The organism is Oribacterium sp. oral taxon 078 str. F0262 (assembly GCF_000160135.1).
Lineage (GTDB): Bacteria > Bacillota > Clostridia > Lachnospirales > Lachnospiraceae > Oribacterium.
Genome location: NZ_GG729934.1, coordinates 111777 through 125252 on the forward strand (window position 1 = coordinate 111777; position 13476 = coordinate 125252).

A 13476-nucleotide genomic window follows, 5' to 3' on the forward strand; every position below is an offset into this window, starting at 1 on the left:
GGGACTTCTACGGCGGCCACCTATATTCGCCTTTATAAAACAGCGACGGAAAAAAGTTCTTTACTCTATATCTGTTGTAGACTTTATGATAGAGGCAGTTCAGCAAAGAAAGGCCAAAGACACATGGAAAAAAATCTCACAAGCGGCAGTGTGTTTAAGAATGTCATTCTGTTCTCGCTGCCGTACTTACTATCGTATTTCTTGCAGACGCTCTACGGGATGGCTGACCTCTATATTATCGGCCGGTTTGAGGGCGTTGCCAGCACGACTGCCGTTTCCATCGGTTCACAGGTCATGCACATGCTCACGGTTATGATTGTCGGGCTTGCGATGGGAACAACTGTCAGCATTGGACAAGCCATCGGTGCGGGTGATCGCAGACAGGCGGCAAAGGATGTCGGCAATACCGCGACATTGTTTATGGCGGTGTCTGTCACTCTGATGGCGGTTTTTCTTGTGCTGGTGAATCCAATCGTTTCGGCAATGTCCACTCCGGCGGAGGCGGCAGACGGCACGACGGCATACCTGACCATCTGCTTTATCGGCATCCCCTTGACGGAAACCGAAGGCCCTACGAAAAGATGCAGGAGGTGAAATTCTGCTATCAGGGCCTCTCGATCCGGATATGCCAAAGGGAGCGGAGCGTTTGGATCAAAAACCGCTTCCTCTTTACGGATGCCTCGGAATTTGACGGCGTTCTTATTCTGGAGCGGGAGGGGAGGAGAATCCGGGAGGAGAGTCTTTCTCTTTCTCTCCCCCCGCTCTCTGAGCGGAAGTATGCGATCCCGGATCTCCCCGAGCTTCCGGCGGGAGAATATGCGCTCACACTCTCCTTTCGCCTCTGGGAGGACAGGCCCTATGCGAAAAGAGGATATGAAATTGCCTTCGGACAGACGGTCTTCCGGATAGAAGAAGCTGATGCTTTTTCCCCGGCGGGAGGAGCGGGAGGGAGAGAAAAAAGCGGCGGGGAGGCCTTCGATGCGGCAGCTGATTCTGCCTCCGGCCTAGGCCTTCGGTCCCGGCGGCTTTTTACGGGGGACGGGGAGGAAAGCCCGGGAGAAGCGGGCTTTTGCGGGAGCTTTTCCTTTCCGGATAACTACAGCGCGGCAAAGAGCGGAGGACTTCCTCCGCTACCCGATCCTCTCAGAGACCGAGGATTTTATCGAGCTGAAATGGAAGCATTTCCTGCCCGGGACGCTGGGGACGCCGCTCTATCTTTCCTACCGGATCTTTCCGGACGGGAGGGTCCGCGTCATCCTGGACTATCCGGGAAACGCGCTGCTCCCGCCCATGCCGGAGTTCGGTTATCTCCTTATCCTGGATGCGGACTTTAAGCGGCTCCTCTATTATGGGCTGGGCCCCGGAGAAAACTACTGCGACAGGAGGAGCGGAGCGCGGCTTGGCATCTACGAGAGAGAAATCGCGCACCTCAGGGAGCCCTACCTTGTTCCGCAGGAGAGCGGGAACCGATGCGCGGTCCGCTGGGCGGAGATCACGGATGAGAGAGGGAGGGGATGACAGCTGGGGAGCCCGTACCCACGAGGAATATCTTCTCCCAAACGACCGGGCACTCCAGTTTGCCTTTGTCTTTAAGGGGATTTAAGCTTTCTTCCTCTTGGGGAAAGACGGATGGATTCATGACGCCTGTGCCATAGGCGTGTGCCTTAAAAGACACTCTCGTTCGGGGCTCCACGCAGCGGTACTAAATTCACACTTCGTTACACTCGTGTTCATTAAGTACCGGCGTTCCGCACGCTTTTTCGGCATCACGCCCGTTGGCACGGAATTGTCTCGATGGAATCCGTGTTTCCTTAGTTCACAGCATGCTGCTCCCTGCTGCCCTATATTCGCATTCACACAGGACAGAGTCCCGTTATACGCTTATAAAGGGGCGTGCCATAAAGTCCTGTCTCCACTCTTGTGCAAGCATGTCGTGGAGACAGGACTTTTGGCACTGAAATCATAAAATATAAAAAAGTTAGGGTCAAAATGCTTGTATAAGAAGCTATTCCAAGACAATATTAAAGTCATCTCCTGTATATTAAGGGGACGACACACGGGAGCCCCTGCTTCTGCCGACGGAAGCTGTAATCAAATAAAATTACTTGATCCGGGGGCGGGAAAAGGATAAAGTGACAGTAGATTTCATCGGGGCTGTAAATGAAAGAGCAGAGCAGTCGAAAATTGTCTGCTGTAAGACGGATTTAGACAGGAATACAGCAGACCTTCCGGAAGGAGAAAAGCAAATGAGGGGGAGAAAAAGTATCCTGTCCGTTGTCTTGCTCTCTGCACTGGCGGCACTTTTACTTCCGATTTTTTCCATTTCGATTAACGACGCGGATGAACTCGACTTTTTATTATCGGAATGGGATAAGGCCTGTATGGGAGAGGAAGATGCTGAGGATTGGAATTCCCATATCCATGTTGTTGTTTCGGAGGAAGCCGCTGCCTCAGAGCGAAAGGACGGGGAAGATGCGGATAAAGTCGAGCTGGAAACCCGTTACTCTTGGGAAAAACCGCTGAAGAACGAGAACGTGGAGAAGCTGTTTTTGAAAAACAGCAGGAAGATCGGAGATGAACTGAATGACTCGAGCGAGCGGACCGTGACGATCCCGGAGGGGGAAAATCAGCTGATCGATCAGTTCACAAGGACGTACTTGGACAGTTATCTGAGCAGAGAAATGCCGGATCTGGGAGTATACTACGACCTCTCCAATGAAGTCCGGAAAGAGAATCGACTTTTGATCGAAGCATTTGTCTATGATTATGCTCTGACCAGATCACATGCTGTAAGCTCATATGATCGAGAGATTTTTATTACAAAGGTTACGCCGCTTTCCAGAGGAGTCAATGAAATTATCTTCTACCTGGAAAATGTTCTTCATACAGATAACGGAGATGAGGGAAGTGGGATATGGTTTGTGGCAGATATAGGGCTGACAGAGGAGGGCTATAAATTCCTGAATCTGTGGATTGAATCTCCGGAATTTGAGATGATGCAAAACCGATGGAAGGAAGACTATCTAAAGAACGGAATCTCTCCGGAAAGAGAGCAGGTACAGAGAGACATTTATGACTGGGCAGCCGAGCGTATGGATTCCGGATATGAAATTCCGCTTATGAATGATCCATATGGGTCTCCGGATAAGGCGGCCAATGATGTTTCTTCTGGGAGGAGAGAGGAAGCAGAAGTATTGTGAGGCGGAAGAAGCCAAAAAGGAGGTTCTTCCCCAAAAAACGGTATTCTTGGCGTAATGGAGGGGTTGTCGATGAATGAAATATATCAGCCGCCATTTCATATGACGGAGGAGATCACGAATCTGATTGTTGAAATCGGGCAGTATGTTGGTTCCATCGTGACATATGAGGCTCTTCATCAGAATCCTGTATTGCGCAGAGAAAACAGGATTAAATCTATTTATTCTTCTTTGGCAATTGAACAGAATGCGCTGTCTTTGAATCAAGTCAGTGATGTGATTGATGGGAAACGCGTACTTGGACCACCGCAGGATATTCAGGAAGTGAAGAATGCTTATGCGGCTTACGAGCGAGTTTCTGAGCTTGATCCGTACAGCGTAAAAAACCTGCTTTATGCACACAAGCTGATGATGACGGGGCTTGTAAAGGAGGCCGGAAGATTCCGCAGCGGCAATGTGGGTGTTTATGCCGGGGATCAGCTGATCCATACCGGGACGCCGGCGCGATATGTTCCCGATTTGATATCGCAGTTGATGACCTGGCTGAAAGAATCCAAATATCATCCGCTGGTAAAAAGCTGTATCTTTCATTATGAGTTTGAGTTTATCCACCCTTTTGCGGATGGGAACGGACGCACTGGAAGACTCTGGCAGTCCTTGATCCTTCTGAAGTGGAATGAGCTATTCGCATGGCTCCCGGTAGAGACATTGGTGCATGAAAATCAGGAAGAATACTACCGTGTGCTGCAAAAAGCAAACAATGCCGGAGATTCCACGGAATTTGTGGCATTTATGCTTGGTATGATCCGCGACGCCTTGAAGGAGTTGCATGAAAACCAGAATAAGACTGACGGCTTAAATGTCGCATTAAATGTCGCAACAAATGTCGTAACAAATGAGGATAAACTGCTGTCCATGCTCCGCCAGGATGGAAGACTTACATCCAGGGTGTTGGCATCTTCACTTGGGCTGACACAGCGGCAGGTACAGCGGATACTGGCGAATCTGAAAGAAGAAAAGAGGATCATTCGTCACGGAGCCAACAAAAACGGATACTGGGAAGTGACGGACTGTTAAAAGCTGCAGCTAGGAACGGAGTATACGATCAATTCCTGTACAAGCATCAGGGCATAGTTCCAAATAATTTCTCCATGCCCCTGTCGGACGATAGGCAGTACGCAAAAGATAAAAAAGTCCCTGCCGGGCCGCAGCTGGCGCAGGATAAAAATCAGAAAAAGCTCAGTCCTCGCGGGAGGAGGCGTTTCTTCTCTGCCGCTCTCTTCGATAGCCCTGGACCGCTCTTGGCATGGTGTCCATCAGTGTCAGGGCGGTGGCGTAGAGCATGATCAATGTGGCCAGAAGGCCCTTCTTCGAAAAAAGATAACAAAATAAAATCACAAAGAAAAAACTGTCGTCGTCTCTCACTTGAGCTGTCCTCCATTCTAATCTGAGCCGGAGCTTGTCATCGCTTTCTCAGGCGTTTCTCCATGGGCTTTAATGTCGTAATCATAGCATTATTCCTTTTTTCTGTCAAAAATCAAGAAATAACAGAAAATATGTTTACAGAATACATGTTCTGTGATACAGTGATTTCAGGAAGGAAAGGCGGAAAACATCCGGCGGTGGAGCCTGGGAGGTCAGGAGTATGGGGGAATCCTTTTGCCCGTGGGAGCGCTGCTATCTCGCGATCGATCTGAAATCTTTTTTTGCGTCGGTGGAGTGCGTGAGCCGGGGACTGGACCCGCTCAGGACCAATCTCGTCGTCGCGGATCGTTCCCGGACGGAGAAGACGATCTGCCTTGCGGTGACACCGGCCCTTAAACGGCTGGGAATCCCAGGAAGGCCCCGTCTTTTCGAGGTGGCCGCCCGCGTGAAGGAGAAGAATTATGAGAGAAGGCGGAGGGCGCCGGGGGCAAAGCTTTGCGGCTCCTCCTGCTTTTTGGAGGAGCTTTCCGCGGACCCCGCGCTCTCTATCGATTACATCGTCGCAAGGCCCCGGATGTCTCTCTACATGAAGTACAGCACGGAGATCTACAAAATTTATCTTCGCTTTGTCTCGGAAAAGGATATCCATGTCTACTCGATCGATGAGGTTTTCATTGATATCACGGATTATCTTCCGACCTATCGGGTCGGAGCGCATGCGCTTGCGATCCGGATGATCCGGGAGGTGCTCAGAGAGAGCGGAATCACGGCGACCTGCGGCATCGGGCCGAATCTGTATCTTGCGAAGATTGCGATGGATATCGTCGCAAAGCATGCGGCAGCGGATCAGGACGGTGTGCGGATCGCGGAGCTGGACCTTCGCTCCTATCGGGAAAAGCTCTGGAATCACCGCCCGCTCACGGATTTTTGGAGGCTTGGGAGGGGGATGCAGAGGCAGCTGGAAAAGCAGAACCTCCTCACGATGGGGGACATCGCCCGCTGCGCTCTCAGAGAGAGGGGCTGCCAGAGCGCGGAGCTTCTCTACCGCCTTTTCGGGGTCAATGCGGAGCTTCTCATCGATCATGCCTTCGGGGAGGAGAGCTGTACGATTTCAGAGATTCAGTCCTATCGTCCGGAAAAAAACAGTCTCGGAAACGGCCAGGTGCTGCATACACCCTATCCCTTTGGGAAGGCGAGGCTTATCGTGCGGGAGATGACGGACCTTCTGGCTCTGGAGCTCCTGGAAAAGAGGCTGGTCACGGACCTGATCTCTCTGAATATCGGCTTTGACATCGAAAACCTCCCAAGGGGGGTATCCGGAGGGAGCTACTGCGGGAGCGTCGAGCGGGATCACTATGGGAGAGCGGTCCCGAAGCCTGTGCACGGGAGCAGAAGGCTCCCCTTCCGGACCTCCTCGGCACGGCTGATCACGGAGGCCATGATGGAGCTCTACGACAGCATCGCGGATCCCCGTCTTCTTGTGCGGAGGATCTATCTCTGCGCTGAAGAGGCGGTGCCGGAGCAGGAGGCGGGAGGAGAGTGTGAGAGCTACGGGCAGCTCGACCTTTTCACGGACTATGAAAAGCTGGAGAAGGAGAAAAGAGAGCGGGAGGAAAGGCTCGGGAAGGAGAGAAAAGCGCAGGAGGCCATCCTTTCTCTGAAAAGGCGCTTTGGGAAGAACGCGGTTCTCCGCGGTATGAATCTCGAGGAGGGCGGAACCGCCATAGAGAGAAATGCTGAAATCGGCGGACACAGGAGCGGAGAGGAGGAGATGAAGCAGTGCCCGGAGCTCGGCACTCTCGTGGGGAAAGACAGCATGCAAAGTGCGGCAGAGGGGAGGAGCATTTCTTCTCTCCGAAGAGGAGGGAAGGGGATTTTTCCGGACTTTCCTTTAGACAGGGGGGAAGAGAGAGAGGAGGATAAAGAGAATAGAAGGAATAGGGGAAATTCGGGGAATGCAGAGAATACAGAAGGAGCAGAGAATACAGAAGGAAAAGAGAGAAAAGCGGAAGGAGAGAGAAGAGAATGTATCGAAAAATACGGAGAAATCCTGGATGCAGATCGTCCTCTTCTTCCGGCTTATCCCAGGATGAGCCTCCATAAGCGCGCCTCTCAGTTCTCTCCCTTCGCTGCCCTCACGGGCTATGCCGCCGCGGTCTCGGAGAGCGCGAGGCGGACCGAGCAAAGGCCGGAGCTCTCCGAGGATCAGAAGGAGGAGCTCGATCGGGAATTTAGAAAGCTTTCGGCGGAGCTGGACAGGGGAGAAAGTCCCCGGATCGCGCTCCGCTTCTTCCTGCCGGATGAGCGGAAGGACGGGGGCAGCACGCAGTTTTACCGGGGGAGCCTTTCTAAGATCGACCGGCAGAAGCGGCTTCTCCGCTTTTCGGACGGAACGGAGATTTCGATCCCGGAGATCACGGCACTCGGACTGGAGCAAGCTTGAATCGCCCCGTTGGAGTTAAACTCAGCCCAGAGAATGGATGAACTGTCTCGCTGTCCTCCCCGTGCGCCCGCCCCTTTGCACCGACCAGGCCCTCGCCTTTTGGAGAAGCTCCTCTCTTTCCATCTTAAGCCCCTCCCTCCCCGCGAGAAGGAGCACAATCCTCTGATAGTCTTCGAAGCTCGGTTCCTGAAAGAGGATATTCAGGCCGAAGCGGTCAGAGAGGGAGAGCTTTTCCTCCATGGTATCGGAGTGGTGCAGCTCCTCCTGATCCACCATATCCTTCCGGTCCGAGAGAAACTCCCGCACGAGATGTCTCCTGTTGGAGGTCGCATAGATCAGGATATTGTCGGGTCTCGCCTCGATTCCGCCCTCGATCAAAGACTTCAGGTACTTATATTCTGTCTCTGACTCCTCGAAGGAGAGATCATCCAGAAAGAGAAGGAAGCGGTAATTCCGATTCCGCAGGATTTCGTTCAGCCAGAGGAGCTCCCGGAGCTGCTGCTTATAGATCTCAATCAGCCGAAGCCCCTTTTCCTGAAAATGATGGAGCAACGCCCGGATCATGGTGGATTTCCCGGTTCCGGCATCCCCGTAGAGGAGGACATTGTTGCAGGGCCTTCCCTGAAGGAAGGCCTCCGTGTTCTCACAGAGCAGCTTCTTCTGCGCCTCATAGCCCAGGAGTGAATCGAAATCCACCGGGTCCAGCGCCTTGATCGGGACGAGCTCCCTCTCCTTTTCCGTGCCCTCGATGCGGAAAGCTCGGTGGAGCGCGAAGCTCCCGCTTCCAAAGCGGCGGTAGAATTCCGAGATCGCACGCTGTATGCCCAGGGGATTTCCCGCTCTCATCAGGGAGCGCTCGAGCGCCGAGATCGTGAGGGATGCCTCTCGGAGGCTGTGGACAGTCCTTTTTCCCGCTGCCTGATAGTTTCGGAGGAGGGAGAAGGAGGTAGAGCCCAGAAACTGATCCAGCGGGGAGAGATCGTAATGCAGAAGCTCATAGAGCGCGGAGCAGTCCTGGAGCGAGAGAAGGGAGGCGGAGCCCTCCGGAATCCCGAGACCTTCACTGAGGAGTGAGAGGGGATTTTCATCCGCCGCGATCAAATAGGCGATATAGGAGGCGTAAAGATCCCCCTCAAAGCCGTAGTCCGCCGAAAGACGGAGGATTTCGTGGAGAGTGACGTGAAGATCCTGCCGGATATCATCGTGGTCATAGCGGTCCACCGTTCCGTCCTCATTTTCCATCTCATAATCATAGCCCGGCTCCGAGAGCGCTTCTAAGGCTGCGGAAAGTCCCATGAGCACCGGATCGACGGAAAGTCTGCTGAAAAAGATCAGTCTGGATAAAAGAGCCTTCATAGTAATATAGTAATTCAGGGCGAAGCCCTGTCCTTTCTTTTTTGTCCTTTCTTTTTATTGAATTTTAGCGTGGGAGAGGCGGCTGTGTCAAAGGCTTCCATTTATAAAGCGGCTATGGCTTCCATAGCGGGAAGATATGGGAGAGCCGCCTTGACAAGGGCTTTTTGCTGTGGGATAATGCAGAAATCACGGAGGGAGAGTATGCGGGATATGAGGGATTCGACATATTTTTGGAGCGTCACGATGATTCTTTCCGGCATTATTGTAGCTTGCAATGATGCTGTTTCGCGTGACGCTATCCGGGGGAATTAAGATAGAGGGATCTTCGGCCCCGCAGCGAAACGCTGCGGGGCCGTTTTAGTGTTCAGACTGCTGGGACCTGCAAAGCAAGGGAAGTATTGCAAAGCGAAAAACCGCCCGCTTTGCGGGGAATGCAAATTGAAATTTTCAGAGTGTTCAGGGAGAAGTTTTCGGGAGAGGATAAGATGAGATTGAGCGGAGCCGGGATTTTGATTGAGGAGCTGATTTCACAGGGGGTCGATACGATTTTCGGATATCCGGGAGGCGCGGTCCTGACTATTTACGATGAGCTGTATCGCTCCAGGGACCGGATCCGCCATGTCATCACCGCCCACGAGCAGGGTGCCTGCCACGCGGCGGACGGCTATGCGAGAGCCAGCGGGAAGACGGGGGTTGTGCTCGCAACAAGCGGGCCGGGGGCGACGAATCTCGTGACAGGGATCGCAAATGCCTATCTGGATTCGGTTCCCCTTCTGGCGATCACGGGAAATGTCTCTGTGGATGCGCTCGGGCGGGACAGCTTCCAGGAGGTCGATATCGTGGGCATCACACAGCCGGTCGTGAAGCACAGCTTCATGGTGAGGGATGTGACGGAGCTGGAGCAGACGATCAAGGAAGCCTTTCTGATCGCGAATTCGGGGAGGAAGGGCCCGGTTCTGATCGACATCCCGAAGGATGTTCAGACGGGAAGCTGCGAGTATGGCATCGCGGTCGTCCCCAGAATGCCCGAAAAGCCGAAGCTTCCCTATGATAAAGAGGCGGTCCTCGCGGCGCTCTCCGGGGCGGAGAGGCCCTTCCTCTACTGCGGAGGCGGCGTGATCTCCTCCGGGGCGGAGGAGGAGATCCTCTCCCTCTCGAAGCGGATCGATGCTCCGATCGGCTTAAGCATGATGGGGCGAAGCGCGGTGCCGGACTCCTACAGCTATAATCTCGGTATGTGCGGCATGCACGGAAATTTCGCGGCCTCCAGGGCGCAGTCCGAGTGCGATCTCCTGCTCGCGGCCGGTGTCCGCTTCTCCGATCGGGCCACCGGAGATATCTCGGAATATACGAAGAACCGAACGATCATCCACATTGACATCGACAAGGCGGAGATCGGGAAGAATGTGCGCCCCGGTCTCTCCCTCCAGGGAGATGTGAAGGAGATCCTTCAGGACCTTCTCCGGGAGCTCCCGGAGAAAAAGCATCCGGATTGGAGGAGGAGGGTCGAAGGCTTTCGGGAGTGGCATCCGCGGGAGAGGAAGGGGGAGTTCTGCCCGGAAAATATCATCCGGGCGCTCCGGAGGCACACAGAGGATGAGACCATCATCGCGACCGATGTGGGACAGCATCAGATCTGGACGATGCAGTACTATGCCTTCGAAAGGCCGAGGACACTGCTCAGTTCCGGGGGACTCGGGACGATGGGCTATGGACTCGGCGCGGCGGTCGGAGGCTGCATCGCCTCCGGGGGAAGGAGGACCGTTCTCATCACCTCGGAGGGGTCCTTTGGCATGAATCTGAACGAGCTGTGCACCGTCGTCTCCCAGAAGCTTCCGATCACGGTCCTCATCTTGGACAATCAGGTGCTCGGCATGGTGCGGCAGTGGCAGGGGATGTTCTACGGGAAGCGCTATTCCGAGACCACGCTGGATCAGAGGCGGACGGATTTTGCGGCTCTGGCCCGGGCCTTCGGCGCGAAGGGATACTCCGTATCCGATCTGGAGGGTCTGGAGGAGGCGCTTAAGGAGATGGACGGAAATGAGGAGGATGCGATCCTGATCGACTGCCATATCGACAGGGACGAGCAGGTCCTTCCCATGATTCCGCCGGGAAAGTCGATCCGGGATATCATCCTGCCTCTGCCCGCCGGGGAGGAGGCGCCCTTGGAAGAAGCTCTTTCGGAGGAGGAAAAATGAACCGTTTCACCATCGATCTCTGGGTCAACAACCGCTTTGGCGTCCTGAACCGGATCACCGGGCTCTATGCAAAGCGCGGCTACAATATCGAATCGATCCACGCGGGCCCCACCGAGGTGAGTGGAGTTACGAAGATCGAGATCGTATCCACGGGGGACGATTATATGAGGACGCAGGTCCTCTCTCAGCTGGAAAAGCTCTATGATGTCAGAAAGGTGGAGCTTTCCTCCGAGGAAGCGATCCGGTAAGGTCCTGCCGCCGCGTTAGCCCTGCCCGCTCCAGGGAGGAGCGGCCGGGAACGGCCCTTGTCCCGGCCTCGGATAGCAAGGAAGGCATGCGGATCGATGAAGGCATGCGGATCAAAGCATGCGGATCGCTTTCTGTGATGCGTAATTTTGCGGGCGCGGGAACACATTGCTGCCCGGGACAGCGGGAGAGCGGAGCGTTTCAGCCTGAGGAACGCCGCTCCCATAGAGGATAGATCGGCGCTTTCCCGGACAGGTATCGGCTTTATGCCAAGAGCTCTGCCCCATGAAGGGGCAGAGGAATCCGCGATTTGGTTCGCGGGAGAAAGGAGAAGGAAATGGCTGTGATGTACTATGAGAAGGACTGTGATCTCAATCTTCTGAAGGGGAAGAAGGTGGCCGTTATCGGCTACGGCTCCCAGGGGCATGCGCATGCCCTGAATCTCAGAGACAGCGGCGTGGATGTTGTGATCGGACTTTATGAGGGCTCAAAGAGCGCGGTGAAGGCGAAGGAGGACGGCTTTTCCGTTCTCCCCGTGGCCGAGGCGGTCCGGCAGTCCGACATCATCATGATCCTCGTAAACGATGAGAAGCAGGCGGCCCTCTACCGCTCCGAGATTGCGCCGAATCTTTCGGCGGGGAAGACCCTGGCCTTTGCGCACGGCTTTAATATCCACTTTCACTGCATCCTTCCCCCGGAGGATGTCAATGTCATCATGATCGCGCCGAAGGGGCCGGGACATACAGTTCGGTCTCAATACGTGGACGGAAAGGGCGTTCCCTGCCTGGTTGCGGCGGAGCAGGACCCCTCCGGAAAATCCATGGATCTTGCGAAGGCCTATGCCGCGGCGATCGGCGGAGCGAGGGGAGGGCTTCTGGAGACCAGCTTCCGGGAGGAGACGGAGACGGATCTCTTCGGGGAGCAGGCGGTTCTTTGCGGCGGCGTCTGCGCTTTGATGGAGGCGGGCTTCCAGACTCTGGTGGAGGCGGGCTATAAGCCGGAGAATGCCTACTTCGAATGCATCCATGAGATGAAGCTGATCGTGGACCTGATCTTCAACGCGGGCTTTGAGGGGATGCGCTATTCCATCTCCGATACGGCGGAGTACGGGGATTATACGGCGGGCCCGAAGATCATCGGGGAGGAGAGCAGGGCGGCTATGAAAAAGATCCTCTCCGATATTCAGGACGGCAGCTTCGCGAAGGACTGGATCCTGGAGAATCAGGCCGGGAGGCCGCATTTCTTTGCGATGCGGGAGGCCCATGCGGAGAGCCCTGCGTCAAAGACCGGGAGAGAGCTCCGCGCGAAGATGGGCTGGAAGCAGGTCCGGGATCTTGACAACGCGAGATAGGACAGGAGAGAGGGCAGAATGGAGACAGGAGCCGGAGGAGAGAGGATGGAGCTGACACTGGACAGAGTATATCAGGCGGCGCATGTGCTGAAGCCGCTCGTAAAGAGGACAGAGCTGGTACGGGCGGCCGGGATCGAAACAGACTGCGAGCTCTATCTGAAGACGGAGAATCTGCAAAACACCGGCTCCTTTAAGATCCGCGGCGCCTGCTACCGGATCTCGACTCTGACGGAGGAGGAGAGAAGGAGGGGCGTCGTAGCCTGCTCGGCCGGAAATCACGCGCAGGGCGTCGCCCTCGCCGCTTCCCGCTCCGGCACGAAGTCGACCATCTTCCTCCCGGCGGTCGCGCCAATATCCAAGGTGGAGGCGACGAGAGCCTACGGGGCGGAGGTGAGGATGATCGACGGCGTCTACGATGACGCCTATGAGGCGGCGCTCCGCTATCAGAAGGAGAGCGGAGCCGTCTTTATTCACCCCTTCAACGATATCGATGTAATCGCGGGGCAGGGGACGATCGGGATGGAGATCTGCGAGCAGCTCATGGATGCGGAGGCCGTCGTCGTCCCGGTCGGAGGAGGCGGCCTCATCTCCGGTGTCTCCTTCGTCGTAAAGAAGCTGAATCCCGGCTGCAAAGTCTATGGAGTACAGGCCTCCGGTGCGGCCTCCATGCTGAAATCCCGGAGGGATCACGCGCTGGAGAGCCTCAGCGAGGTCCACACCTTTGCGGATGGGATCGCAGTGAAGAAGCCGGGCTCCGTGACCTTCGACATGGTGGAAGAATACGTGGATGAGCTGGTCACTGTGACGGATGATGAGACAGCGGCGGCGATCCTCACGCTCATGGAGCGGCAGAAGGTGGTCTCCGAGGGCGCGGGCGCGGTCTCCGTCGCGGCGGTGCTCTTTCATAAGGTCCCGGTGAAGGGGAAGAAGACGGTCTGCATCATCTCCGGAGGAAATATCGATGTGAATATCCTCTCCCGCGTCATCACAAGGGGACTGATGAAGACCGGGCGGAAGGCGAGCCTCACGCTGGAGCTTCTGGATAAGCCGGGGCAGCTCGAGGAGGTTTCCCGCATCATCGCGGAGAAGGGCGCCAATGTGACGAGGGTGGACCACAACAGCACGGCGGAGGACAGCGATATCAACGGCTGCTATCTGACTATGCAGATGGAGACGAGGGATTTCCGCCATGTGGAGGAGATCCGGAGAGAATTTTCGGAGAGGGGCTTTCGCCTCGTGCAGTAGGCAGCGGAGAGGAGA

11 protein-coding genes and 1 pseudogene are annotated in these 13476 nt (G+C 55.2%); 10 read left to right on the plus strand and 2 right to left on the minus strand.

The genetic code is table 11. From position 1 onward, the window contains the following. Positions 1-123 precede the first annotated feature (123 nt). The 5 genes from GCWU000341_RS04280 to GCWU000341_RS04300 all read left to right on the plus strand — a co-directional run bounded on the left by GCWU000341_RS04280 (position 124) and on the right by GCWU000341_RS04300 (position 4274). Entirely contained in the window at positions 124-594 is a 471-nt protein-coding gene (locus GCWU000341_RS04280) for an MATE family efflux transporter (protein WP_009214540.1), read from the plus strand. Further along, on the plus strand, positions 582-1334 hold the full coding sequence (locus tag GCWU000341_RS14325; protein ID WP_009214541.1) for a DUF4981 domain-containing protein: 753 nt from the start codon (positions 582-584) through the stop codon (positions 1332-1334). Before GCWU000341_RS04280 ends, GCWU000341_RS14325 begins: the two co-directional genes overlap by 13 nt. Continuing rightward, the gene (locus GCWU000341_RS13440; protein WP_242651635.1) at positions 1258-1518 is read left to right on the plus strand and encodes a beta-galactosidase small subunit; all 261 of its coding nucleotides are present in this window, start codon (positions 1258-1260) and stop codon (positions 1516-1518) included. Before GCWU000341_RS14325 ends, GCWU000341_RS13440 begins: the two co-directional genes overlap by 77 nt. Before the next feature lie 728 nt (positions 1519-2246). Continuing rightward, positions 2247-3200, plus strand: coding sequence for a hypothetical protein (locus tag GCWU000341_RS04295; protein WP_155812638.1), 954 nt, complete (start codon positions 2247-2249; stop codon positions 3198-3200). 69 nt (positions 3201-3269) lie between these two features. Next, a complete protein-coding gene (locus GCWU000341_RS04300) occupies positions 3270-4274 on the plus strand; it encodes a Fic family protein (protein WP_040653626.1) in 1005 nt (334 codons plus the stop codon). Between the two features lie 162 nt (positions 4275-4436). Here the strand turns inward: GCWU000341_RS04300 and GCWU000341_RS04305 are convergent, their stop codons facing one another. After that, positions 4437-4622 (minus strand): hypothetical protein, encoded by a 186-nt coding sequence (locus GCWU000341_RS04305; RefSeq protein WP_009214546.1) that lies wholly within the window; start codon positions 4620-4622, stop codon positions 4437-4439. 220 nt (positions 4623-4842) lie between these two features. On the opposite strand from GCWU000341_RS04305, the pseudogene GCWU000341_RS04310 reads away from it, so the two are divergent. Further along, a pseudogene (locus GCWU000341_RS04310) lies at positions 4843-6381 on the plus strand (Y-family DNA polymerase); the annotation flags it as partial. A 705-nt stretch (positions 6382-7086) separates the two neighbouring features. Here GCWU000341_RS04310 and GCWU000341_RS04315 read toward each other — a convergent pair. After that, on the minus strand, positions 7087-8421 hold the full coding sequence (locus GCWU000341_RS04315; RefSeq protein ID WP_009214549.1) for an ATP-binding protein: 1335 nt from the start codon (positions 8419-8421) through the stop codon (positions 7087-7089). 485 nt (positions 8422-8906) lie between these two features. Between GCWU000341_RS04315 and ilvB the strand changes: the two genes are divergently transcribed. From ilvB to ilvA, 4 genes are all read left to right on the plus strand, one after another. Further along, on the plus strand, positions 8907-10619 hold the full coding sequence (ilvB, locus tag GCWU000341_RS04320; protein ID WP_050761955.1) for a biosynthetic-type acetolactate synthase large subunit: 1713 nt from the start codon (positions 8907-8909) through the stop codon (positions 10617-10619). Then, entirely contained in the window at positions 10616-10867 is a 252-nt protein-coding gene (gene ilvN, locus GCWU000341_RS04325; RefSeq protein ID WP_009214552.1) for an acetolactate synthase small subunit, read from the plus strand. The genes ilvB and ilvN overlap by 4 nt, the downstream gene beginning before the upstream one ends. Before the next feature lie 335 nt (positions 10868-11202). Then, positions 11203-12216, plus strand: a complete 1014-nt coding sequence (gene ilvC, locus GCWU000341_RS04330; RefSeq protein WP_009214554.1) for a ketol-acid reductoisomerase — start codon at positions 11203-11205, stop codon at positions 12214-12216. Between the two features lie 18 nt (positions 12217-12234). Continuing rightward, positions 12235-13461: a threonine ammonia-lyase gene (gene ilvA, locus GCWU000341_RS04335; protein ID WP_009214555.1), complete on the plus strand. Its 1227-nt coding sequence runs from the start codon at positions 12235-12237 to the stop codon at positions 13459-13461. Positions 13462-13476 lie beyond the last annotated feature (15 nt).